19 protein-coding genes and 2 tRNA genes are annotated in these 22,410 nt (G+C 66.0%); 13 read left to right on the top strand and 8 right to left on the bottom strand.

The genetic code is table 11. The features are described 5' to 3' along the window. The first annotated feature begins 84 nt into the window (after window positions 1-84). The 3 genes from ACW178_RS12685 to tuf all read left to right on the top strand — a co-directional run bounded on the left by ACW178_RS12685 (window position 85) and on the right by tuf (window position 1,563). Window positions 85-168 (top strand) — tRNA-Tyr (locus ACW178_RS12685). Window positions 169-246: 78 nt separating this feature from the next. Beyond that, window positions 247-320: transfer RNA gene (locus tag ACW178_RS12680), tRNA-Gly, on the top strand. Between the two features lie 52 nt (window positions 321-372). Continuing rightward, window positions 373-1,563 carry an elongation factor Tu gene (tuf, locus tag ACW178_RS12675; RefSeq protein WP_183214793.1) on the top strand — a complete coding sequence of 397 codons (1,191 nt, stop codon included), beginning with the start codon at window positions 373-375 and terminating at the stop codon, window positions 1,561-1,563. A gap of 78 nt (window positions 1,564-1,641) precedes the next feature. Here the strand turns inward: tuf and ACW178_RS12670 are convergent, their stop codons facing one another. The 4 genes from ACW178_RS12670 to ACW178_RS12655 are packed head-to-tail and all read right to left on the bottom strand — an operon-like array spanning window position 1,642 to window position 7,150. Continuing rightward, on the bottom strand, window positions 1,642-2,199 hold the full coding sequence (locus tag ACW178_RS12670) for a CDP-alcohol phosphatidyltransferase family protein (protein ID WP_054766187.1): 558 nt from the start codon (window positions 2,197-2,199) through the stop codon (window positions 1,642-1,644). Window positions 2,200-2,210: 11 nt separating this feature from the next. Beyond that, a complete protein-coding gene (locus ACW178_RS12665; RefSeq protein WP_191558757.1) occupies window positions 2,211-2,996 on the bottom strand; it encodes a DsbA family protein in 786 nt (261 codons plus the stop codon). Between the two features lie 28 nt (window positions 2,997-3,024). After that, window positions 3,025-4,425 (bottom strand): M48 family metalloprotease, encoded by a 1,401-nt coding sequence (locus ACW178_RS12660; protein WP_191554258.1) that lies wholly within the window; start codon window positions 4,423-4,425, stop codon window positions 3,025-3,027. A gap of 58 nt (window positions 4,426-4,483) precedes the next feature. Continuing rightward, window positions 4,484-7,150, bottom strand: coding sequence for an Rne/Rng family ribonuclease (locus ACW178_RS12655; protein WP_492024624.1), 2,667 nt, complete (start codon window positions 7,148-7,150; stop codon window positions 4,484-4,486). A 511-nt stretch (window positions 7,151-7,661) separates the two neighbouring features. On the opposite strand from ACW178_RS12655, the gene ACW178_RS12650 reads away from it, so the two are divergent. Both ACW178_RS12650 and ACW178_RS12645 read left to right on the top strand, forming a co-directional pair. Then, window positions 7,662-8,834: an N-acetylmuramoyl-L-alanine amidase family protein gene (locus tag ACW178_RS12650; protein WP_287105417.1), complete on the top strand. Its 1,173-nt coding sequence runs from the start codon at window positions 7,662-7,664 to the stop codon at window positions 8,832-8,834. A gap of 40 nt (window positions 8,835-8,874) precedes the next feature. After that, complete coding sequence (locus ACW178_RS12645; RefSeq protein WP_182713558.1) at window positions 8,875-9,552, top strand: SDR family oxidoreductase; 678 nt, start codon at window positions 8,875-8,877, stop codon at window positions 9,550-9,552. A 12-nt stretch (window positions 9,553-9,564) separates the two neighbouring features. On the opposite strand, the gene ACW178_RS12640 is transcribed toward ACW178_RS12645, so the two are convergent. Then, window positions 9,565-10,233 carry a J domain-containing protein gene (locus tag ACW178_RS12640; protein WP_054766181.1) on the bottom strand — a complete coding sequence of 223 codons (669 nt, stop codon included), beginning with the start codon at window positions 10,231-10,233 and terminating at the stop codon, window positions 9,565-9,567. A gap of 45 nt (window positions 10,234-10,278) precedes the next feature. On the opposite strand from ACW178_RS12640, the gene ACW178_RS12635 reads away from it, so the two are divergent. The 3 genes from ACW178_RS12635 (at window position 10,279) to ACW178_RS12625 (ending at window position 14,279) form a co-directional block, all read left to right on the top strand. Next, window positions 10,279-10,584, top strand: coding sequence for a BolA family protein (locus tag ACW178_RS12635; RefSeq protein ID WP_054766996.1), 306 nt, complete (start codon window positions 10,279-10,281; stop codon window positions 10,582-10,584). Window positions 10,585-10,667: 83 nt separating this feature from the next. Next, window positions 10,668-12,485, top strand: coding sequence for an ATP-binding protein (locus ACW178_RS12630; protein WP_182713557.1), 1,818 nt, complete (start codon window positions 10,668-10,670; stop codon window positions 12,483-12,485). Between the two features lie 105 nt (window positions 12,486-12,590). Beyond that, window positions 12,591-14,279: a cisplatin damage response ATP-dependent DNA ligase gene (locus ACW178_RS12625; RefSeq protein ID WP_492024623.1), complete on the top strand. Its 1,689-nt coding sequence runs from the start codon at window positions 12,591-12,593 to the stop codon at window positions 14,277-14,279. Window positions 14,280-14,300: 21 nt separating this feature from the next. On the opposite strand, the gene ACW178_RS12620 is transcribed toward ACW178_RS12625, so the two are convergent. Next, window positions 14,301-15,731 carry a D-alanyl-D-alanine carboxypeptidase gene (locus tag ACW178_RS12620; protein ID WP_054766178.1) on the bottom strand — a complete coding sequence of 477 codons (1,431 nt, stop codon included), beginning with the start codon at window positions 15,729-15,731 and terminating at the stop codon, window positions 14,301-14,303. Between the two features lie 244 nt (window positions 15,732-15,975). On the opposite strand from ACW178_RS12620, the gene ACW178_RS12615 reads away from it, so the two are divergent. Beyond that, window positions 15,976-16,455, top strand: a complete 480-nt coding sequence (locus ACW178_RS12615) for a phasin family protein (protein WP_182713555.1) — start codon at window positions 15,976-15,978, stop codon at window positions 16,453-16,455. Window positions 16,456-16,514: 59 nt separating this feature from the next. On the opposite strand, the gene ACW178_RS12610 is transcribed toward ACW178_RS12615, so the two are convergent. Next, a complete protein-coding gene (locus ACW178_RS12610) occupies window positions 16,515-17,003 on the bottom strand; it encodes a nuclear transport factor 2 family protein (protein ID WP_054766177.1) in 489 nt (162 codons plus the stop codon). A gap of 167 nt (window positions 17,004-17,170) precedes the next feature. Here ACW178_RS12610 and clpS point away from each other — a divergent pair, with 167 nt between their 5' ends. From clpS to ACW178_RS12595, 3 genes are all read left to right on the top strand, one after another. After that, window positions 17,171-17,500, top strand: a complete 330-nt coding sequence (gene clpS / locus ACW178_RS12605; protein ID WP_054766176.1) for an ATP-dependent Clp protease adapter ClpS — start codon at window positions 17,171-17,173, stop codon at window positions 17,498-17,500. A 13-nt stretch (window positions 17,501-17,513) separates the two neighbouring features. Beyond that, window positions 17,514-19,817 carry an ATP-dependent Clp protease ATP-binding subunit ClpA gene (gene clpA / locus ACW178_RS12600; protein ID WP_492024622.1) on the top strand — a complete coding sequence of 768 codons (2,304 nt, stop codon included), beginning with the start codon at window positions 17,514-17,516 and terminating at the stop codon, window positions 19,815-19,817. Window positions 19,818-19,912: 95 nt separating this feature from the next. Then, window positions 19,913-20,719: a hypothetical protein gene (locus ACW178_RS12595; RefSeq protein WP_152950650.1), complete on the top strand. Its 807-nt coding sequence runs from the start codon at window positions 19,913-19,915 to the stop codon at window positions 20,717-20,719. Here ACW178_RS12595 and ACW178_RS12590 read toward each other — a convergent pair. Further along, on the bottom strand, window positions 20,712-20,891 hold the full coding sequence (locus ACW178_RS12590; RefSeq protein WP_194166970.1) for a hypothetical protein: 180 nt from the start codon (window positions 20,889-20,891) through the stop codon (window positions 20,712-20,714). The two genes, ACW178_RS12595 and ACW178_RS12590, sit on opposite strands and share 8 nt — an antisense overlap. Between ACW178_RS12590 and ACW178_RS12585 the strand changes: the two genes are divergently transcribed. Continuing rightward, window positions 20,829-22,370, top strand: a complete 1,542-nt coding sequence (locus tag ACW178_RS12585; protein WP_370513384.1) for a class I SAM-dependent methyltransferase — start codon at window positions 20,829-20,831, stop codon at window positions 22,368-22,370. The genes ACW178_RS12590 and ACW178_RS12585 overlap by 63 nt on opposite strands. Window positions 22,371-22,410: the final 40 nt, after the last annotated feature.

Genomic DNA, 22,410 nt, shown 5'->3' with positions numbered 1-22,410 from the left:
AGGAGGCGACATGCCGAAGGCTTTTGTTTCGTCCCGCTTGATTATGGGCGGAACGAGGGGTCCGGCGGTTCGACAAGGCGCGTTGGGGGAATGTCCCGAGCGGCAAAGGGGGGGGACTGTAAATCCCCTGCGTAAGCTTCGAAGGTTCGAGTCCTTCTTCCCCCACCACGCGCCTTCGAACACGACGGATCAGGACGACGGAGAGGAATCGGCTGCGGCGTTCCCCGGAACTTCCGCAGTCTCCGCGCGGGTATAGCACAATGGTAGTGCAGCAGCCTTCCAAGCTGAGGATGTCGGTTCGATCCCGTCTACCCGCTCCAGGTTTTTAGATCAGCATCGCGCCCCTCAACCCGGGCCATCAGGAGTTTGGCCATGGCCAAGGAAAAGTTCGAACGCACGAAGCCGCACTGCAACATCGGCACGATTGGTCACGTTGACCACGGCAAGACGACGCTGACGGCGGCGATCACGATGACGCTGGCGAAGGCCGGCGGCGCCAAGGCGATGAACTACGCCGACATCGACGCCGCGCCGGAAGAGAAGGCGCGCGGCATCACGATCAACACGGCGCACGTGGAATATGAGACGGCGAACCGTCACTATGCGCACGTCGACTGCCCCGGCCACGCCGACTATGTGAAGAACATGATCACCGGCGCGGCGCAGATGGACGGCGCGATCCTGGTGGTTTCGGCCGCGGACGGCCCGATGCCGCAGACGCGCGAGCACATCCTGCTGGCCCGTCAGGTCGGCGTGCCGGCCCTGGTGGTCTTCATGAACAAGGTCGATCTGGTCGACGACGAAGAGCTGCTGGAGCTGGTCGAGATGGAGGTGCGCGAGCTCTTGAGCTCGTACCAGTTCCCGGGCGACGAGATCCCGATCACCAAGGGTTCGGCCAAGGCCGCGACCGACGGCGTGAACCCGGAGATCGGCGAGCAGCGCATCCTGGCCCTGATGGAAACCGTCGACAGCTACATCCCGCAGCCGGAACGTCCGGTGGACCTGCCGTTCCTGATGCCGGTGGAAGACGTCTTCTCGATCTCGGGCCGCGGCACCGTGGTGACCGGCCGCGTCGAAAAGGGCGTGATCAAGGTCGGTGAAGAAGTCGAGATCGTCGGCATCCGTCCGGTCCAGAAGACGACCTGCACGGGCGTCGAAATGTTCCGCAAGCTGCTGGACCAGGGCCAGGCGGGCGACAACGTCGGCGTTCTGCTGCGCGGCACCAAGCGTGAAGACGTCGAGCGCGGTCAGGTTCTGTGCAAGCCGGGTTCGATCACCCCGCACACCAAGTTCGTGGCCGAGGCCTACATCCTGACCAAGGAAGAGGGCGGCCGTCACACCCCGTTCTTCACCAACTATCGTCCGCAGTTCTACTTCCGCACGACCGACGTGACCGGCATCGTGAAGCTGAAGGAAGGCGTCGAGATGATCATGCCCGGCGACAACGCCGAGCTGAACGTCGAACTGATCACCCCGATCGCCATGGACCAGGGCCTGCGCTTCGCCATCCGTGAAGGCGGCCGCACCGTCGGCGCCGGCGTCGTGGCCAAGATCGTCGAGTAATCGACGGTCCAAACGACCCGAAGACCTCAGCGGCCCCCGGAGAAATCCGGGGGCCGTTTGCTTTGGGGGCGTCGGGGGTTAGCGTGAGTTCAGGCTGAAGACGGACGGCACGTCACAGCGCCAGGTCTTCAATCGCAAGGTGATGGCGGCGGCTTCTATTTGGGAGATCACGCCCAGGCCGAAGGCGGCCCACAGCAGGGCGGTGGGTTGACCCGTCACGAAAAGTTGGGCGAACAGGGCCCAGAGCGCGAGGCAGAATACCTTGGACATCCAGTGATGGGGCGAGGCTTCGCGTCTGAACTTCGCGATGCTCAAGGCGTGATTGGCGGTTTCAAGGGCGACCAGCGCCAGGGCGGGGGGGAGCAAGGTCGCCACCAGCGCAGGGTGCATCAGAAGCAGGGCGATCGCAGCGCCAAGCCAGAAGACGACATCGGCGCGGCTGTCCCAATGTCTCAAGTTCGGCGTGACGCAATCGAGACGGCGCGCGATCACGCCGTCTAAGATATCGGACAGGACGGCGAGCGAGAGCAGGACTGCGGCCGTAATGGCTGCCGACGGGCCGATAAGCGCCAGGCCAAGCAGGGCTGGGGCCGCCACCAGCCGAAAGATCACCAGAGCCCAGGGCAGCCGCCGCATTGTGCTTGGCCTTATCGCTTCGCCGCCTCGATCATGCGGGCGATTTCGGCCGGGTCGATGCTGGCGGCGGCCTTGCCGTTGACGAAGAAGGTCGGGGTGCCTTGAAGCTTCAGGGCGGCGGCCGTGGTGTGGATGTCGGCGATGTGGCGGGTGGTGTCAGGTGTGGCCAAGGTCGCCTTGGCGCGGGCCAGATCGACGCCGTGTTCGACCAGGATGCGGTCGATGGCCTCTGGCGTCAGGGCTCGCTCGGTCATCAGGGCGTCGTAGACCTCGAGATACTTGCCCTGCTGATGGGAGGCCAGGGCGGCGCGGGCGGCGTATTGCGAGGTGATGTCCTCGCCCCGATCCAGGATGGGCCAGTCCTTGAAGACGAAACGGACGTCCGGGTGGGCCGCCATCAGGGCGCGGTACTGGGGCGCCACCGCCTTGCAGCCGGGGCAGCGGAAGTCGAAGAATTCGATCACCGTCACCTTGGCGTCGGCGGGACCGAAGGCGGGGTCGCGGCGGTCGGGGGCCAACAGGGCGGCGTTGGCGGCGGCGGCCTGGTTGGTTTCATCGACCCGGGCCTGTCCCTCCTTGGCCTGCAAGGCGAGGCTGGCTTCCTGCAGGACTTCGGGATGTTCCAGGAGATAGGCGCGGACGTCGCTGGACCCGCCTCCGAGATAGGGCGCGGCGGCCAGGCCCAGGGCGACCACCGACACCCCCAGGGCGACATAGCCGGCGACCGCCCCGTTCATCCGGCGGGCCGGGGCGGGCGGAGCGGCGGGTGTCTCGGGCGCGGGGGCGTCGTGGGTCATGAGGTCTCGCAACAGGCGGAGAGGGGGATCAGTTCAGGGTGGCGGGGCGACGGCCGGCTTCGCGGCGATCGAGGTCCAAAAGATCATCGGGCGTCGCGCCGGACGCCAGGACGATATCGACCGCCCGGCGCCATTCGATGGAGTTCGGGTCCAGCATGCTGCGGGCGCGCAGGGCGAACTGGGTGGCCTGCTGTTCCTGGCCGGCGGCGAAATAGTATTCCGCGGTCGCCAGCCGGGCCTCGCCCTCCTTGCCCTGGGCGGCGTAGGCCTGTCCCAGCAAACGCCAGGCCATGGTGTTCTCGCGCTCGGCGACCGTGGCGTGTTTGAGCTGGTCGATGGCCTCGTCGAGGTTCTTGGGGTCCTCTGTGCCGATCAGGGCGTGGGCCAGGTTGATCCGCAGCAGGGGGGCGTCAGGCTTCAGCCGCACCGCCTCGCGGTGGGCGGTTACGGCCTCGGTCGGGCGGCCCTCTTCGAAATAGATCTGGCCCTTCAGTTCCGCGAAATAGGGGTTCTGAGGGTCTTCGGCGATCAGGGCGTCCACGGCCGTCAGCGCCTTGTCGGTCTGGCCGTCCCGATACCAGGCGATGGCGCGGGCGTAGCGGCCGGGCAGGCTGACATCGGAAGACGGATAGGCCCGCAGGGTGGTGTTCGGCGGGTCCATGAAGGCGTGGATCTTGGCCAGGATCAGGGCGTGCTGCGCCATCCGCTCGGGGCTGTCGCGATGCGCGTAGTGGGGCTGGTCCTGGACGAAACGGCGCACCGATTCGATCCGCTGCGACGACAGGGGGTGGCTGCGGAAATAGGGATAGCGGCGGGCGTCGGAGAAGACCTCCTGGGCGCGGAAATTTTCGAAGAAGGACACCAGGCCGGCGCCGGATTCACCGGCGCCTTCCAGGGCGCGCGCGCCGGTCAGATCGGCCTCGCCCTCCTGGCTCTGCATATACTGGAGCGCGCTGATCGTGCCGAAATACTGGCTGGAGCCCAGGAGGGCGACGCCGGCGTCCGGCGCGCCCGCAGCGATGGCCAGGGCGCCCAGGGCCATGGTCATGAACATGGGCTGTTTGGCGGCGTTCTGGGCCCCGTCGCGCAGGGTGTGGCGGTTCTTGATATGGCCCGCCTCGTGCGCCATCACGCCCAACAGCTCATTGGGGTTCTTGGTCCGCAGGATCAGGCCGGTGTTCACGCCCATGATCCGCCCGCGCGTGGCGAAGGCGTTCAGCTCATTGTCATTGACCAGAAGAACCTCGACGTCGGACGGGTTCAGACCCATGGAGACGAAGACCGGATCGACCCATTCGCGGATGATCCCCTCGATCTCGGTGTCGCGGATCAGGCTCTGGGCCGAGGCCTGACCGGCGGCGACGAGGGCTGCAAAGCCCACCGCCGCCGCGGTCAGAAGGCGGGATGCGGATCGGGGAAGCCACGTCATGGCGTACTCCAAAAACGACCGGCCCCCGCCTGCATCCTGACAGCTTAATCGTGACCGATCAGCGGCGCCACCACCCGCGCTTGGGCTTTTCAGGCGGGGCGACGATTTGATTGGGGTCTTCGGCGATGATGGCTTCGATATCGACCTCGGGCTTGGGCGCCTCGAAGGTTTCCAACTCCGCCGTCGCGGCCGTCAGCACCGGCTGGTCGGCCTCGACCGCCGTCGGCGTCGCTTCCGGCTGGACCGGTTCAGGCTCAGGCGTGACGGCGGCGGCTGGCGTTTCGCTTTCGACTTCGACCTCGACCTCCGCCTCGGCCGGCGTCGCGACGGCTGGGGCGGCGGCGGTCTTGCGGCGCACGCGACGGCGCTGCGGCTCGGGCTGCACGGCGGATTGCGGTTCGGCTTGCGCCTCCGGCTGAGCCTCGGCGGCGACGGTCTCGGTCAGGACCGCCGCCTCCGGGGTCTCGTCGGCGGTTTCGGCGACGGCGGCGTCCGCCTTGAGGTCCTGGGCGTCGCCGCCTCGGCCCCGACCGCGTCTGCGACGGCGCCGCGAACGTCCGCCCTCTTCGCCGCCGCTTGCCGCAGCGACGACGTTCAGACCTTCAACCTCGGCCTCGGCCGCCGCGGGGCGATCGCCGCGCTCAGCACGGTCGGAGCGGGGCTCTGGCCGTCCCGGATTCAGCGGATCGAACCAGACATAGGGATTGTCCAGCGACGGCGTGCGGCCGCGCACCCAGCTGTAGACGTCGCGCTCGCCGTCCTCGCGCACCCGGCGCCCGCCGCGGCGGCCACGGCGACGGCGGCGACCGTTCTCATCGTCCTCATCGTCCGAGGCGTCGGCGACATCCATCGTATCGGCGGTGTCCGTTTCCCCGCCTTCCTCGTCGCGACGCCCGCCGCGACGACGGCGACGGTTCCGTCCGCGACCGCCCCCGTCGTGACGTTCGGCCCGCTCGCGCGGCTCGTCGTCGTCGCTGTCCTCGCGGTCCAGGGCGTCCAGATCATCGTCCTCGTCGTCGGTGATGATCTCTTCGTCGTCGTCCTCATCCTCGTCTTCATAGAGGGAGGCGTCGAAATCGTCGTCGAGGTTGGGCAGTTCGACCTCGGGCGCGACGAAGTCCTCGTTCGTCTCGGTGCGCTCGATATTGTGTTCGCCCTGGCCCAGGCTGTCGTCGATCTGGACGATGACGTTCAGCCCGCGCCGCTCCAGCAGCGACTGCAGATAGGCGCGCTTGTGGTTCAGGATGTACAGGCCGACGGCGGTGCAGACCTTCAGGATCACCACGCCCGCGCCGTTCTTGCCGGCCTCGATATCGACGGCGCGCAGGGTCATCAAGGCGGCGGATTCGGCTGAGCGGATGCGGCCGGTGCCCTGGCAGTGCGGGCACGCCTCGGTTGCGCCCTCGATCACGCCCAGGCGACGACGCTGGCGGCTGATCTCCATCAGGCCGAAGGGCGAGATGCGGCCCATCTGGATACGGGCGCGGTCGGTCGACAGGGCCTCCTTCAGCACCCGCTCGACCGTGCGGTTGTTCTTGCCTTCATCCATGTCGATGAAGTCGATGACGACCAGGCCGGCGAGGTCGCGCAGGCGCAGCTGGCGGGCGGCTTCTTCCGCCGCTTCCAGGTTGGTCTTGAACGCCGTCTGTTCGACGTTGCGTTCCTTGGTGGCGCGGCCCGAGTTGACGTCGATAGCCACCAGGGCTTCGGTCTGGTTGATGACCAGATAGCCGCCCGACTTCAGCGGCACGACCGGCTGGTGGATTTGGGTCAGCAGTTCTTCGATGCCGTTGGCCGCGAACAGGGGGCGCGAGCCGCGGTACAGGTGAACCTTCTTGGCCTGAGCGGGCATCAGCACGCGCATGAAGTCGCGCGCTTCCTTGAAGCCCTCGACGCCCTCGACCTGAATGCCGTCGAAGTCCTTGTCGAACATGTCGCGCACGGCGCGCCGGACGAGGTTCTCTTCTTCGTAGATCAGAGAGGGGGCGTGGGAGGCGAGGGTTGTCTCGCGGATCGTCTCCCACAGACGCAGCAGATATTGATAGTCGCGCTTGATCTCGGCCTTGGTGCGCTTGGCGCCGGCGGTGCGGATGATCAGGCCCATGCCCTTGGGCACGTCGAGGGCCGCGACGGCGCTCTTCAGCCGGCGACGGTCCGAGGTGTTGGTGATCTTGCGGCTGATGCCGCCGCCCTTGCCGGTGTTGGGCATCAGGACGCAGTAGCGGCCGGCCAGCGACAGCCAGGTGGTCAGGGCTGCGCCCTTGGCGCCGCGCTCGTCCTTGACGACCTGCACCAGCAGGATCTGGCGACGCTTGATGACGTCCTGGATCTTGTAGCGGCGCATCAGCCGGCGCTTCAGCCGCTCTTCGTCGGCCAGGGCGGCCTCCGGATCGACGTCGTCGCCGGTGGATTCCCGATCCAGATCGTCCTCGTCCTCGTCGTCATGCGCCTCGGCCATGATGGCTTCGCGGTCGGCGACGGGGATCTGGTAGTAGTCCGGGTGGATTTCGTTGAAGGCCAGAAAGCCGTGACGGTTGCCGCCGTATTCGACAAAGGCGGCCTGTAGGCTGGGCTCTACGCGAGTGACCTTGGCAAGATAGATGTTGCCGCGAAGCTGGCGCTTCGCGCGGGATTCGAAATCGAATTCCTCAATCTGGCGTCCGTCTACGATCGCGACCCGGGTTTCTTCCGGGTGGGCCGCGTCGATCAGCATGGTCTTTGACATGGAAAGTCTCTCTCTGGCGCGCACAGGCCGACCGTCCCGGAACACCGGGCAGGGTCATGGCGGCTCGCCGAATGGGGGTAGGGGCCGGCGCGTGCGACTTCCCTTCGCCGAGGAGGGCGAAAGAGGCTTGGTCAAGCCGTAGGGGAAGGCAGGCGGAAAGGCCCATGGAGGTCGTCGGTCCTGAACCGGGCGCGCCAAACCTGGGGGGGAAGGCCGCGACCCTGGTCCGCTCTTCGAACCATCGGCGACGCCGGGGCGGTTCTCGGATTGGTGAAAGTCAGCGCCGCGAGGAGGGCGCGCCCCCATTCGCAAGGGCGAAAGGGCGCGATCGTTTCGCGGACGGACCACAGCATAGTCACGCTGCATGCGAATTAAAAGGTGTTCGGCCTTAACCCCCTGAATACGAGCCTCTGGCATGATGGATCCGAAGTCGCAGTAGGAGTGGTTTGCAGGCGTCATGGGTGGTCGCGCTGTCACAGGGATGAGCCGTTGGGGCGCGAAGGAATGGGCGATGACCGCCCTGGCCTTCGTGGTCATCTGCGCCTGCGTCCTGTTTGCGACGCGCGGTTTCGCCTGGGGCGCCCAGGGCGACGTGCTGGCCGTGCGGTTCGGCGCCGACCGGGATCGGACCCGTGTGGTCATTGATCTGGACAAGTCCACACAGGGGCGCGTGGTCAATGCGGGAGACGGCGGACGGATCACCCTGGCTCTGGCCGGAGTGGCGCCGGGACGCGGCCTGAACGGCGGCGGATCGGGCCTTGTCCGCGCCTATCAGGTGACGGCGGTCGGCGGCGCCTCTCGCGTCGAGTTGGAGCTGGCGCGCGACAGCCAGATCGAGCGACGCTTTCTTCTGCCGCCTGGCGACGGGGTGGCCCACTATCGCTATGTGGTCGATCTAAAGGCGAACGGCGGCGCCGTCGGCCCCGCTGCGCCGCGTGTCTCGCCGACCCCGGCTCCCCGACGCGCCGAAAAACCGCTGGTGGTCATCGACGCGGGCCACGGCGGCCGCGATCCGGGCGCAAGCGGCGCGAAGGTGAGTGAGAGTGAGGTGACTCTTGCCGCAGCCCTGGCCCTGAAGGCCGAGCTGGAGCGCACGGGCCGGTATCGCGTCCTGCTGACACGCGAAACCGACACCTATGTCGATCTGTATCGCCGTGTCGCCATTGCGCGTCGCGCTGACGCGGACCTGTTCATCTCGCTGCACGCGGATGCTGGGACGGACCCGGCCGTGCGGGGCGCCAGCGTCTACACCCTGTCCGAACAGGGCGCCGGGCGGGCGGTGCGCGAGTTCACGCGGAGCGACAACTGGCATCGCGAGCTGCATCTGCCCGGCCGTGACCCTTCGGTGGACCGCATCCTGCTGGACATGACCCAGCGTGCGACCCAGAACCGATCGGCCCAGTTCGCCCGTGTGCTGCTGACGCATCTGGAGGCCTCGGACCATCCGCTGCTGCGCCGCAGCCATCGCGATGCGGGCCTGGCCGTGCTTCTGGCGCCGGATGTGCCGGCGGTTCTGCTGGAGATGGGCTTCATCACCAATCCCGAGGACGAACGGCTGTTGACCGATGAACGGGCGCGTCGCCGCCTGATGAGGTCGGTCGCCGACGGCATCGACCGCTATTTTCGCGAGCCCGCCGCGGCCCTGATGACCGCCTCCAACGACGGACCCGCCGGTCAGCCCTGACCGGTCGGCAACCAAGCCGGGGCTTGGCGGTTGTCGGATCATGAAGAGAGCAATCGTCACAGGAGGCGCCGGCCTGATCGGCGCCGGCATATGTCAGGCCCTGGCCAGCGAAGGCTGGCAGGTCGTCTCGTTCGACAAGAAGGCCGCCGCGCCGGGCACGCGGCAGATCCTGTGTGACGTCAGCGACGAAGCCTCGGTCGCCGCCGCCTTCGAGGATCTGGGGTGGTCCGAGCTCGATCTTCTGGTCAACAACGCCGGCATCGCTGATCCCGCGAATGGTCCGTTGGCGGAATTGTCGCTGGAGGCATGGCGCCGCACCCTGGACAGTCACCTGACCGGCGCCTTTCTGATGAGCCGTGCGGTCATTCCCCGCCTGAAGGAAGGGGCAAGCGTCGTCAACATGGCTTCGACCCGCGCCTTCATGTCCGAGCCCGAGACGGAAGCCTACGCCGCGGCCAAGGGGGCCCTTGTCGCCCTGACCCACGCCATGGCGATCAGCCTGGGGCCAAAGGTGCGGGTCAATGCGATCGCGCCGGGGTGGATCGCTGATCCTGACGATGTGACCGCTGCCGACCATGAGCAGCATCCGGTCGGTCGGGTGGGGCGGGCGAAGGACGTCGCCCAGGCCGTGCTCTATCTAGCGGCGGCCGAGTTCGTCACAGGACAGGTGCTGACCCTGGACGGCGGGATGACGCGAAAGATGATCTACGCCGACTAGGGGCGAGCTGTCCTAGGCCAGGCCCGCTTTCTTCAGCGTCTTCCAGGCCTTGATCACCCGCTGTAGCTTGGCCTCGGCGCCGCGGTCCCCGCCGTTGGTGTCGGGATGAAAGCGCTTCAGCATCTCGTGGTAGCGGGCCTTGACCGCCGCCTTGTCCGCGCCGGGCTCCAGGTCCAGATCGGCCAAGGCGCCGCGCTCCAGCTTGCCGACGCGCCGATCCTCGGTCGGCGACTGGGGCGCCTGATCGCCGCGACGGCCGAAAAGGCCGAAACTGTCGCGCCATGAGCCGGCGCCTGTGGTGTTCGACGTACCCATCTTCGCCGAGAAGGCGGCGGCTTCGCGCGTGAATCGACCCGCCTTCATCTCCCAGGTCGGGCGTCCGCCCGTCATGGCCTCGTTTTCCTGAGCCGCGCGAATCTCGCCTTCGGTCATGCCGGCGTAGAAGTTCCAGCCCTTGTTGTACTCACCCGCATGGGCCTGGCAGAACTCATAAAAGTCGTTCAATCGTTCGCGCGACTTGGGCGCCTTGGCGGTTGCGGCGCGGCGGCAGTCCGGCCACTGGCACGGCTTTTCGCCGGGCTTGAGATGCAAAACATCCGCCTGGGCCGCTTCCTCCTCGGCCTTTGGCGGCTTCACGCGAATGTCGGTGAATCGCGGCTTGTATTGAAAGGAGGCGGACATCACACGAAGTGTAGTTCGGATTTGGACCTCTTCAAGGAAACGATCATGTCAGACGGGCCCGTGGCGACGATTATCCGTGAAAAACTGACCGCTGCGTTGTCGCCGCAACGTCTTGAGATCGAGGACGACAGCTGGCGGCACGCCGGCCACCATCACGAGGGCGGCATGGACGCCCAGCCGGGTGGGGAGAGTCATTTCAACCTTGTGATCGTGTCGTCCGCCTTCGAGGGCGTTTCGCGAGTGCTGCGCCAGCGCCGGATCAACGACCTGCTGCGCGCCGAACTGGCCGGGCCTGTACACGCCCTGTCCATAAAGGCCCTGACGCCGGCGGAGGCCGTTCACAGCGTCTGATTGCGGCGGAGACCAGCGTTCACTCCGTCTTAGAACCTTCGTACTAGCGTCGCGCCTTACAAAGAACGTGGGGGCGGGTTCATATGGTTGAATCGGACGGTGTTGCTAAGACATTTCCCGGTGATCGGCGCGCGGGCGACCCGGCCCAGGCCCTGACGGCCATCCTGCAAACCCAGTATCTGCGCTATGTCATCATCGCCTCCTGGGCCCTGGCGCTGTTGGGCACCGCCCCTTGGTGGCAAGCTCTGATCTGGTTCGTGATGACCCTGGGGGCCGGCACGATCCGGGGCGTGGTTGAGCACAAGCTGCGTGATCGGGTGGAGGCAGGCTGGGGCATGGTCTTCCCAGCGGTCGCGACCGTCACCACCGCCGCCTGGGCCGTCGCCCCCCTGATGGCCTGGTACTCCGGCGCGGTTTTCGGCCAGGCTTTGGCGGTCGGCTTCATCATTTGCGGCTATGTGCTGGTCTTCGCCCAGCTTCGTAATTCGCCGCTGCACGCGATCATCGTCTCGTCGCCCTATGGGGCGGCGGCGGCGATCATGTTGCTGAGCTGCTGGGGCGAGCCTCAGTTCTGGTCGATGATTGCGGTGCTGCCGTGCGTGGTCGCCGTGCTGTTCGTGCTGGTGACCATGACCATGTTGCGCGAGAGCCGGATCGAGGCCTTCCAAGCCCACCAGGCCCATCTCATCGAAGAGCTGGAGGCCGCCCGTGACAAGGCGGATGCGGCGAACCAAGCCAAGTCCAACTTCCTCGGCGTCATTTCGCACGAGCTGCGAACGCCGATGAACGGCGTCCTCGGCGCGGCGCAGCTGCTCAGCGCAACCCGGCTGGAGGCCGCCCAGCGCGAATATCTGTCGATCATCCGCAACTCCGGCGACAACCTTCTGTCGCTGCTGAACGACATTCTCGACATGACCAAGATCGAGGCCGGCAAGATGACCTTCGAGGTCGTCGATGTTGTGGTGGAGGACCTTCACCGTCGGATCACCGGACCCTTCGAGGCCCAGGCCGAGGCCAAGGGTCTGACGTTCGCGTCTGAACTGGAAGGCGAGATTCCGGCGGTCGTGCGCGGCGATCCGCTGCGCGTCTGCCAAGTCGTGCAGAACCTGTTGTCCAACGCCGTGAAATTCACCGACGGCGGCGAAATTCTCTATCGCGTGCGCGGCACGCGCATCTCCGATCGGCGCGTCGGCTTTGAATTCTCGGTGACGGACAGCGGATCGGGCATATCCGAAGCGGATCTGGCCCGGCTGTTCCAGCCCTTCACCCAGGTGGACGCCTCATCCACGCGGCGCTTCGGCGGAACGGGCCTGGGTCTGACCATCGCACGCCGGATGGCCAACATCATGGGCGGCGACATCACGGTGGACTCCGAGGTGGGGCGCGGATCGTGCTTCACCCTGACCGTAGAGGCCGAGGTCGTGGAATGGCTTCGCCCTGTCGCGACCGGCGCCGTAGAGGCCGAGGTCGAGGAAGGGGTTGCGCTGAGGGTGCTGGTGGTCGAGGACCACCCCGTCAACCGCATGATCCTGGAAGCCTGGATGAGCACGGCCTCCCACGCCGCCGTCACGGCGGAGAATGGACAGTTGGCCGTAGAGGCGGCGTCCGAACAGCCGTTCGATCTGATCATAATGGACGTCAACATGCCGGTCATGGATGGGCTGACGGCGACTCGGCGCATTCGGGACGGAGACGGGCCGAACGCCGACACGCCGATCGTCGTGCTGTCGGCCTCAGCCCGCAGCGAGGATCACGAAGCCGGGCTGGAGGCCGGCGCGGACGCCTATCTGACCAAGCCGATCGACTTCGCCGCCCTGGCGGAGATGATGGGCCGTGCCGCCGGCGGGCGCGCAGCCCTGAGCGCCGCCGAGGATTCGCCTAGCCAGTCGGCCGCAGCCTGACGCGACTGATTTAAGGGGGCGCGCAAGGCGCGGCGGCGGGAAACCTCCGTCACCTTCTTCGTTCTTGGCTGACGGCGCCGCTCGCCGCGGCCAGACTGGATCATCATGCGCGCCTTCGCCGAACTTCTGGATCGCCTGTCTTTGACGGCGTCGCGCAACGCCAAACTGGTGCTGGTCCGGGACTATCTGAAGGCGACCCCCGATCCGGATCGGGGCTGGGCCTTGGCGGCCCTGACGGGGGATCTGACCTTCGACGCCGCCAAGCCGGCCATGATCCGAAAGGCGGTCGAAGGGCGGGTCGATGCGACCCTGTTCGGCTGGTCCTACGACTATGTCGGCGACCTGGCCGAGACCGTCGCCCTGATCTGGCCCGGTCAATCGGATCATCGCCCCAACCGCGAACCCGAACTGGGCGAGGTGGTGGACGCGCTGCGCGCTGCGGGCCGCACCGAGGTTCGAGCCTTGCTGGAAACCTGGTTGGACGCTCTGGAGCCGAAGGGGCGATGGGCCTTGCTGAAGCTGATGACGGGCGGACTGCGGGTCGGTCTGTCGGCGCGCCTGGCCAAGACGGCGGCGGCCATGATGCGCCCCGCCGAAGCGGTTGCGCCTCCTAAGGCGGAAGGCGGGGAGGCGCGTGCGGTCCTGGAGCCGGTGGATGTATCGGCGGTGGAGGAGGTCTGGCATGCTGTGGACCCGCCTTACGCTGATCTGTTCGCCTGGCTGGAAGGTCGCGCCGAACGGCCGAGCCCCGATGCGCCTGGACGGTTCAGGCCGGTCATGCTGGCCGTGGCCGTCGATGAGACGGGCGATCTGCCGCGGCTCGATCCAGCCGACTACGCCGCCGAATGGAAGTGGGACGGCATCCGCGTTCAGGCGGTGGTCGAGGGCGGTGTGCGCAAACTGTGGTCGCGCACCGGCGACGAGATTTCAGCCGCTTTTCCTGACGTGATGGAGACCCTAGCCTTCGCGGGCGCCTTGGACGGCGAACTGGTGGTCTGGCGGGACGGGGCCGTGGCGCCCTTCGGCGATCTGCAGCAAAGGCTGAACCGCAAGACGGTCGACGCCAAGGCCATGGCCGCCTTTCCCGCCGCCGTCATCGCCTATGATCTGCTGGCCGATGAGACCGGCGATTTACGGGCGCTGCCCCTCAGAGACCGCCGCGCCCGGCTGGAGGCGCTGGTCGGCGCCCATCCCGAGGCGCGCCTGCATCTCTCGCCTCTGGTCGACTACGCAGACTGGACGGAGTTGGCGCGGCTGCGGGCCGATCCGCCGGTCGGGGCGGCGGCCGAGGGCTTGATGCTGAAACGGTGGGACAGTCCCTATGTGGCCGGCCGACCAAAGGGGCCGTGGTTCAAGTGGAAACGTGATCCCCACGTCATCGACGCCGTTCTGATGTACGCCCAGCGCGGTCACGGCAAACGGTCGAGCTTCTACTCAGACTACACCTTCGGCGTCTGGACCGAGGCCGGTGCGCTGACCCCCGTCGGCAAGGCCTATTTCGGCTTTACCGACGAAGAGCTGAAGCAGTTGGACAAGTTCGTGCGGGACCATACGGTCGAGCGGTTCGGACCGGTGCGGTCGGTTCGGGCAGAACGGGATTTCGGCCTGGTGCTGGAGATCGCATTCGAGGGCCTTCAACGATCGTCGCGGCACAAGTCCGGCGTCGCCATGCGCTTTCCCCGCATCAGCCGAATCCGCTGGGACAAGCCGGCGCGCGAAGCCGACACCCTGGACGGGGTGATGGATCTTCTGGACGCCCTGGAAAGCGGCGGCGGACGGGTGGCTCGGAGTTGACGACCCGCGCCGGTTGCGGCGTCAGTCCGGGCGCACGACCATGCAGGTGACGCGACGTTCCGACAGAGCCTCGCACGCCGCCTTGGCGGCGTCCTCGGTCAGTCCGGTGAAGCGCGACCGGTACCATTCGCCCGCCGTCTGAACATTGCGTTCGGCGTTGGCGAATTGGGTGCGGAAGCGGCGATTGACCTCCGTCAGCCAGTCGGAAGCGACCTTTTCATCCTTGAAGGCGCCGACCTGAACAGCCCACCGGCCTGAGGCGCGTGATGGGGCGGCCCTTGCGGCTTCGCGGGCGGGCGGCGGCGTGGTTCGGCGCGCAGGCGCCGCAGCGCCGGATCCACCGTTCAGAGAGGCGGTGAGGTTGGCGGGCGCCCGACCGGCTGTGTCGGCGGCGGCGCGTCGTTCCGAAGGGGCGGGCGTGATGCGTGTCGGCAAAGCCGCCGGGGCCGGGGCCGCCGTATAGGCGACGGCCGAGGTTTCGCCGCCGATAGCGTCTTCGTCATCCGACAAGGCGGCGTAGGCCACCGGGGCGCTGGGCGACAGGGCTTCGGAGCCGACGCCGAAGCCGCGTTGTTCGAAGAAGGACTGGGCGATCTGGATCGACTCGCCCTGCGCCCGCCGCCGTTCGACCTCGAAGCCGGTGTCCATCAGTTCGGCGACATGGGCGTTGCGGCTGGCGCTGGAGCGACCGCCCAGCACGACGGTGATCAGCCGACGTCCATCGCGCACCGCAGAGGCGGCGAGATTGTAGCCCGAGGCGTTGGTATAGCCGGTCTTCATCCCGTCATAGCCGTTCCCCGTGGGCAGGAGACCGTTGGTGTTGCGATAGCTGCGGCCGTTGTAGGCCCAGTCATGCAGGCCGAAATAGCTGTAGTACTGGGGAAAGTCTCTCATGATGGCGCGGGCTAGGATGGCCTGGTCGCGGGCTGAGGTCACCTGGCGCGCATCGGGCAGGCCGTTGGCGGTGAAATAGCGCGTCTGGGTCATGCCCAACTGTTGGGCCTTCTGCGTCATCAGGCTGGTGAACCGGCTTTCGGAACCGCCCACATGTTCGGCGATGGCGACGGCCATGTCGTTGGCCGACCGCACGGCGGTGGCGCGCATGGCGTCGTCCAGGGTGATGGTCTGGCCGGCCGCCAGGCCGAGTTTCGACGGCGGCTGGGAGGCGGCGTGGGGCGAAACCGTCAGGACGTCGTCAGCCTTGACCCGGCCCTGAGACAGGGCCTCGAAGGTCAAATAGAGCGTCATCATCTTGGTCAGGGAGGCCGGATAACGACGGGCGTCGGCATGGCGCGAAAACAGAACCTCGCCCGAGGCGGCGTCTATGACGATGGCGGCGTAGCGGCTGTTTTCCTGGCTTTGAGCCTGGGCTTCGATCGGCCGGACGTTCGCGCTGAACACCAGCGACAGGGCGAGAACGGCGAAGAGACCACGGCGGAACAGTGAAAGCATGGGCGGATACGACCCTCGGTGAGCAGGGTGCGACAGGCCCCCCGGCCGACGCGATTGGAGGTCTAGCATAGGAGAGGCGGGTTTCAGGGTGGTTAACCGATCATCAACGCGAATTTGAAGAGCGAGTCACGAAATGGTGCAATGCACAATGATCCTTGATTTTTGTTCGCTTGTGCAGCATAAAGGTGATGACCCTGGGTCAACTAGATTGCGCCGTCCCTCCAAACCAATCGGAAACATGACCATGGCCGACACCGCCGAAACCATTAAGAAGACCGCCGATTCCGCCGCCAAGGCCCAAAACCAGGCTCAGGCCCATGCCGCCGATTTCCAAGCCGCCGGCGCCAAGGCGCTGCGTGAAGGCATCGACAAGTCGGTCGCGTCGCTGACTGAACTGAACGCCCACGGCAAGAAGAACCTGGACGCCGTGGTCGAGTCGGCCACCGTCGCCCAGAAGGGCGCCGAGGCCCTGTCGCAACAGGCTCTGGGCTTCGCCAAGACCAGCTGGGAAGACGGCGTCGCCGCCGCCAAGGAACTGTCGACCGCCCGCTCGGTCCAGGAGTTCTTCGAACTTCAGACGACCTGGGCCAAGAAGTCCATGGAACGCTATATGTCCGAACTGGCCAAGACCAACGAGATCGTCACCACGACGGTCAAGGACAGCCTGAAGCCCATCAATGAGCGCGTCACCGCCTCGGTCGAGACCTTCCAGGCCGCCCGCTAAGTCTGGCGATCGAAGCATTCGAAGGCCCCGAGGTTCGCCTCGGGGCCTTTTCTTTGTCTTCAGGGCAGGGGCGTGTGGTCGTAGCTGAAGACGCGCGCCAGCTTCCAGGTCTCGCCCTCGCGCTTCCACATCTGGGTGAAGCGGGCGCGGCCGACGCGGGTTTCGGGGCCGTCCCCGCGCCTCTCATAAAAGACGTGTTCGCCGGTTTCGACGGCGCCGTAGTTTTCGATCGGATAGACCGCCACCGCGTCCGCAAGCGCTTCGCGTCGAGACCGCCAGGCGTCCGGCGCAAGGCGGTCCTGACACCGATCGGCGTACTGGGCCACGAAACCGTCCGCATCCGTCGCCACCCGACCGCCCCTGTCGTCGAAGAATTCGAAATCGTCCGTAACGAGCGTCCGCAGGGTCGCAGGGTCGCACGCTTCGAAGAAGACGGAAAAGAGCCGGGCGTCCGCCGCCATGACCGACTCGCGCAGGGTCTGGCCCGGCGAGGGGGCGGCGAGCAGCGCCAATGCGGCCAATGGCGCGGCGGCGAGGGCGACGGACATGGGGGCGACCTTTGATTGGGGATGTCCCAACCTGTGGCGAAAGGGTTGCGGGATCACGTGAATCTTTCGTCAGCCTCCGCTCACGAAAGCCGTGACTGGACGCCGCTTCAAATCAGGCCATCATTCCCTATCTGATAGACAAGACGACTCCCCGATACGGAACACGAATGCCCATACAAAGGCCCGGTGAAACAGGCGGCGGACAAGGAACCGCCGTCGTCACCGAAACAAAGCCCAAGCTTCAGAAGCCCTCGCTTTACCGAGTGCTCATACTGAACGACGATTATTCGCCGATGGAATTCGTCGTCTATGTGCTGGAGCGGTTCTTCCAGAAGAGCCGAGAAGAAGCCACCCGCATCATGCTGCATGTGCATCAGCATGGCGTGGGGGTCTGCGGCGTCTACACCTATGAAGTCGCCGAGACCAAGGTCGCGCAGGTCATCGAAACCGCGCGCCGCCACCAGCACCCTCTGCAATGCACGATGGAAAAGGACTGAGAGGAGCCTCCCTATGCCTTCATTTTCCCGTCCTCTCGAAGAAACCCTGCACCGCGCCGTCGGCTACGCCAATGCGCGCCGGCACGAATACGCCACGCTCGAACACCTGTTGCTGGCCCTGATCGACGACCCGGACGCCGCCAATGTGATGCGGGCCTGCAACGTCGATCTGTCGGCCTTGAAGGCGGCGCTGAACCTCTATGTCGACAATGATCTGGCCGCCCTCGCGACGGCGGACGGCGAGGACGCCAAGCCGACGGCGGGCTTCCAGCGCGTGATCCAGCGCGCGGTCATCCACGTCCAGTCCTCGGGTCGCGAAGAGGTGTCCGGCGCAAACGTGCTGGTCGCCATCTTTTCGGAGCGCGAGAGCCACGCCGCCTACTTCCTGCAAGAGCAGGACATGACCCGCTATGACGCGGTCAACTTCATCGCCCACGGCATCGCCAAGAAGGCCGGCGCCGGCGAGACCCGTCCGGCAAAGGGCGCCTCGCCTGAGGAGGCCGAAGACCAGTCGGCGGTCAAACAGGGCGGTGAGGCGCTGGAAGCCTATTGCGTCGACCTCAATGAGAAGTCGCGCCAGGGCAAGGTCGATCCACTGATCGGCCGTCAGGCCGAGGTCGAACGCTCGATCCAGATCCTGTGCCGCCGGACCAAGAACAATCCGCTGCTGGTCGGCGACCCCGGCGTCGGCAAGACCGCCATCGCCGAAGGCCTGGCCCGCAAGATCGTCAACGGCGAGGTGCCCGACGTCCTGAAGGACGCCACCATCTATTCGCTGGACATGGGCGCTCTTCTGGCCGGCACCCGCTACCGCGGCGACTTCGAAGAGCGGCTGAAACAGGTGGTCAAGGAGCTGGAGAACCACGACAACGCCGTGCTCTTCATCGACGAGATCCACACGGTGATCGGCGCCGGCGCGACCTCGGGCGGGGCCATGGATGCGTCGAACCTGCTGAAACCGGCCCTGGCGTCGGGTTCACTGCGTTGCATGGGATCGACGACCTACAAGGAATATCGCCAACACTTCGAGAAGGACCGCGCCCTGGTGCGCCGCTTCCAGAAGATCGACGTCAATGAGCCGACGGTCGAGGATACGGTGAAGATCCTGAAAGGTCTGAAGACCTATTACGAACAGCACCACAAGGTCCGCTATACCGACAGCGCCATTCGCACCGCCGTGGAACTGTCGGCGCGCTACATGACCGACCGGAAACTGCCGGACAAGGCGATCGACGTGATCGACGAGGCCGGGGCGTCGCAGATGCTGCTGACCGAATCCAAGCGCAAGAAGGTCATCGGCCAGAAGGAGGTCGAGGCCGTCATCGCCAAGATGGCGCGCATCCCGGCCAAGTCGGTGTCCAAGTCGGACACCGAGAGCCTGCGCGAGCTGGAGGTCGATCTGAAGCGCGTGGTCTTCGGGCAGGAGCAGGCGATCGAACAGGTGTCGGCGGCGATGAAGCTGGCGCGGGCGGGTCTGCGTGATCCGAACAAGCCGATCGGCAGCTTCCTGTTCAGCGGTCCGACCGGCGTCGGCAAGACCGAGGTGGCGCGTCAGCTGGCCTCCACCCTCGGCATCGAGATGCAGCGTTTCGACATGTCCGAGTACATGGAGCGGCACACCGTCAGCCGCCTGATCGGGGCGCCTCCCGGCTATGTCGGCCATGACCAGGGCGGTCTGCTGACCGACGCCGTCGATCAGCATCCCCATTCGGTGGTGCTGCTGGACGAGATCGAGAAGGCGCACCCGGACGTCTACAACATCCTGTTGCAGGTGATGGACAACGGCTTGTTGACCGACGCGGTCGGCAAGAAGGTGGACTTCAGGAACGTCATCCTGATCATGACCACCAACGCCGGCGCCGCCGACAACGCCCGCGCCTCCATCGGCTTCGGCCGCGGCAAGGTCGAGGGCGAGGACGAAAAGGCCATCCAGCGTCTGTTCGCGCCGGAGTTCAGGAACCGCCTGGACGCCATCGTGGCCTTCAAGCCGCTGCAGGCCGACACGATCCGCTCGGTGGTGACCAAGTTCATCCTTCAGCTGGAAGCTCAGCTGGCGGACCGCAACATCACCATCGAACTGACCGACGAGGCGGCCGACTGGCTGGCCAAGAACGGCTTCGACGAACTGTACGGCGCGCGTCCGCTGGCGCGGGTCATCCAGGATTCGATCAAGAAGCCGCTGGCCGACGACATCCTGTTCGGGCGTCTGACGCGCGGCGGACACGTCAAGGTCCAGCTGAAGGACGGCAAGATCGACTTCGACATCAAGAGCGCCGGCGGCGTTCCGGCGAAGTCGGAGGAAGAAGAGACGGCCTGATCAGCCCGAGCGACGACGAGCGGAAGGCCCGGGCGTCTCCGCCCGGGCCTTTTTTCTGTCTCAAGTCACTGGCGAAATCGGGGGCGGAGGGCGTTATGAAACTAAAGATCTTGAGGGCTTTGCTCGTGATGGCGGCGGCTTTGGCTGTTCTGGTCATTGCCCTCGTTGTCTGGTTTCAAGGCTTTAGCCTTCAAAGTGATGGAATATTCGTGGTCACATTCGCTATGTGTCTGTTGGGTGCGGATCGCACCTACGAATGGATTTCCAAGCGATCTAGCAATCGCATAGCCGCCTATTCGTCAGCAGCGACGGCTTTGATGATTGGCGCCTTCGTCATGGCCGAACTGATGGCCCGTCTCAGCTTCGACAATCGAGCCTCGACCTACCGATGGATGGCCGGCTTTGGGATGGTGACGGCTTTGGCCTGGGTGTCGTTTGACCTGCTGCTGCGTGGAAGGCTCGACACATCCGACAAATGGGTCAAACCCACAGCGACCGGGTTGGCCATTGTGGTGTTCCTCATTTCGCTCTGGGCGGCTTTCGCCGTTCCGTTTGTCCGGGTAGGGACCGTCAGCCCCCATGACTGCGCCTTGATGGCCCAGGCGCTGAAGGAGTTTTCGCCGGAAGGCGTATCTGGTGGAATGCGGTTAAGCTCGAAGGCGAACTGCAACTGGCGGACCCTAGGTCTCCCTGAGCCAAATGCTAATGTTATTTCCCAGAGCGGGGAGTTTCACCCTTGGTTCTCAGTGGAGCCTCCCGTCTATTCTCTGCTGCGAACCCGTGCGACCCTGTCAGTAGGACAAGAATGGATCATGCTGGGTGGAGGCGGACAAGATTGTCTCTATTCGCGCACCTTGAAGGGATGGCGACGAGATAGATGCGAAACAAGCTGGATCAGTTGAGCGCGCACGACGAATGAGCGTTGCCGATGCAGAACGCACCATTCAAGCTGCTCAGGTCGCCCTTGAGAATGGCCGAAAGCAGGAGGCGTTTGAGTGCCTTAAGGCGGCTATCGCCGCGGATACTGATCATCCGGCTGCCCTGGCGGCCATGGGGATGTTCCTGTCGGTCCATGGCGATCCGGGGCAGGCGAGCCAGGTCCTGAGTCGGGCCTTGGCGAAGGCCGTAGATCCCGGGATGCGTGGGAAGGTGGCGGCGGCTCTGGCTGAGCGGCTGTCCGGTCTGGCGCCGAACGGCTGGCATCCCGTGCTGGACGCGGATCTTACGGTGTTGCTGGGCGAAGCGGCGGTCGATCCGCAGAAACTGGCGCGGGTCGTTGCGCGGACCCTGCTGCTGAAGACGCCGGACTTTGACGGCTCCGTTGAGGCGCTGGAAGCGATTGGCCGCGATCCGCTGTGGCGGGGGTTTTTGTCGCGCTGCCTGAATCTGGATGCTGCGATGGAGGCGCGGTTGAATGCCGTGCGCGCCGCCCTGGTCGCGACCGATGGGACGGAGGGCGAGGGCCGCGCGGCCTTGCTAGAGGCACTGGCGGTGAATGGTTTCGCCGCGGAATATCTCGACGCAGGACCAGAGGGTTTGACGGGGCGCCTGGCCTGGCTGTTTCGGACGCCGGGGCTGGATGAGGAGGTGAGCGGCGAACTAGCGCGTCGGGCCGTTGAGCAGCCCAAGCGAGAGGGTGAGCTGGCGGCAGGGCTCGAGTGTTTGACGCCGTCCGACGACGCGGTTTCCGTGGCGGTGCGCGATCAGTATGAGGCCAGTCCCTATCCGCGTTGGGTCGCACCGCCCGCGCCCGAAGCGCGCTCACTGATTTCGTGCGTTAAGGCCTTGCCTGGGCTGGATCGGGAGGCTTTCGCCGGACGGCCCGAACGGGTTCTGGTCGCCGGCTGCGGCACAGGGTTCGAGCCGATCGACCTGGCCCGGACCGATCCGACCTTGTCGATCACCGCCATGGACCTGAGCCGCGCCAGCCTGGCTTATGGCGCACGGGTCGCAGGCGAACTTGGGCTTGATCGGGTTCGGTTCGTCCAAGGCGACATACTGGCGCTGGACCAGATCGAGGACCGGTTCGACGTCGTGACTTCCACCGGCGTGATCCACCATATGGCGCGGCCGGACGAGGGCTTGGCGCGCCTGGCTGGGGTGCTGCGGCCGGGCGGAGTGGTGCGGCTGGGCCTCTACAGCGAGCGGGGGCGCAAGCGGGTGAAGCTGGCTCACGCCCTGATCCGGGAACGCGGCTGGCGAGCGACGCCAGAGGACATCCGCGCCTTCCGCGCCCACGTCCTGTCCTTGCCGGACGGGGCGCCCTTGGCCGCCTTGAGGGAGAGCGACGACTTCTACAGTCTCAGTGGATGCCGTGATCTGGTCTTCCACGTGCAGGAACATTGCTACACGCCGCCCCAACTGGACGATCTGCTGGCCGTCGCTGGTCTCCGCCTTATCGGTTTCGACGCCCCGCCCGAGGCTCAGTCGGCCTTCCGTTCGGCCTTCGGGCGCGCCGATCCGCTGGATATGGACCTATGGGACCGGCTGGAGACGCAAAACCCGACCCTGTTCGCCGGCATGTACCATCTGTGGGCGCAGAGGCCGGCCTAGGTGGACCTTCCCCCGCTTGCGGGGGAAGTGTCAGCTCGTC

The organism is Brevundimonas sp. AVps4, assembly GCF_058681525.1.
This window is presented reverse-complemented; position numbering and strand designations above follow the sequence as displayed.

Bases quoted from the DNA above. Each gene is read 5' to 3' on its own strand.
- ACW178_RS12670 (WP_054766187.1), bottom strand. From the start codon at position 2,199: ATGCGGCGGCTGCCCTGGGCTCTGGTGATCTTTCGGCTGGTGGCGGCC.
- ACW178_RS12625 (WP_492024623.1), top strand. From the start codon at position 12,591: ATGCGCGCCTTCGCCGAACTTCTGGATCGCCTGTCTTTGACGGCGTCG.
- ACW178_RS12615 (WP_182713555.1), top strand. From the start codon at position 15,976: ATGGCCGACACCGCCGAAACCATTAAGAAGACCGCCGATTCCGCCGCC.
- tuf (WP_183214793.1), top strand. From the start codon at position 373: ATGGCCAAGGAAAAGTTCGAACGCACGAAGCCGCACTGCAACATCGGC.
- ACW178_RS12655 (WP_492024624.1), bottom strand. From the start codon at position 7,150: ATGTCAAAGACCATGCTGATCGACGCGGCCCACCCGGAAGAAACCCGG.
- ACW178_RS12665 (WP_191558757.1), bottom strand. From the start codon at position 2,996: ATGACCCACGACGCCCCCGCGCCCGAGACACCCGCCGCTCCGCCCGCC.
- ACW178_RS12635 (WP_054766996.1), top strand. From the start codon at position 10,279: ATGTCAGACGGGCCCGTGGCGACGATTATCCGTGAAAAACTGACCGCT.
- clpA (WP_492024622.1), top strand. From the start codon at position 17,514: ATGCCTTCATTTTCCCGTCCTCTCGAAGAAACCCTGCACCGCGCCGTC.
- ACW178_RS12660 (WP_191554258.1), bottom strand. From the start codon at position 4,425: ATGACGTGGCTTCCCCGATCCGCATCCCGCCTTCTGACCGCGGCGGCG.
- ACW178_RS12590 (WP_194166970.1), bottom strand. From the start codon at position 20,891: ATGGACCGACAGGAACATCCCCATGGCCGCCAGGGCAGCCGGATGATC.
- ACW178_RS12650 (WP_287105417.1), top strand. From the start codon at position 7,662: ATGACCGCCCTGGCCTTCGTGGTCATCTGCGCCTGCGTCCTGTTTGCG.
- ACW178_RS12620 (WP_054766178.1), bottom strand. From the start codon at position 15,731: ATGCTTTCACTGTTCCGCCGTGGTCTCTTCGCCGTTCTCGCCCTGTCG.
- ACW178_RS12630 (WP_182713557.1), top strand. From the start codon at position 10,668: ATGGTTGAATCGGACGGTGTTGCTAAGACATTTCCCGGTGATCGGCGC.
- clpS (WP_054766176.1), top strand. From the start codon at position 17,171: ATGCCCATACAAAGGCCCGGTGAAACAGGCGGCGGACAAGGAACCGCC.
- ACW178_RS12645 (WP_182713558.1), top strand. From the start codon at position 8,875: ATGAAGAGAGCAATCGTCACAGGAGGCGCCGGCCTGATCGGCGCCGGC.
- ACW178_RS12640 (WP_054766181.1), bottom strand. From the start codon at position 10,233: ATGTCCGCCTCCTTTCAATACAAGCCGCGATTCACCGACATTCGCGTG.
- ACW178_RS12610 (WP_054766177.1), bottom strand. From the start codon at position 17,003: ATGTCCGTCGCCCTCGCCGCCGCGCCATTGGCCGCATTGGCGCTGCTC.
- ACW178_RS12595 (WP_152950650.1), top strand. From the start codon at position 19,913: ATGAAACTAAAGATCTTGAGGGCTTTGCTCGTGATGGCGGCGGCTTTG.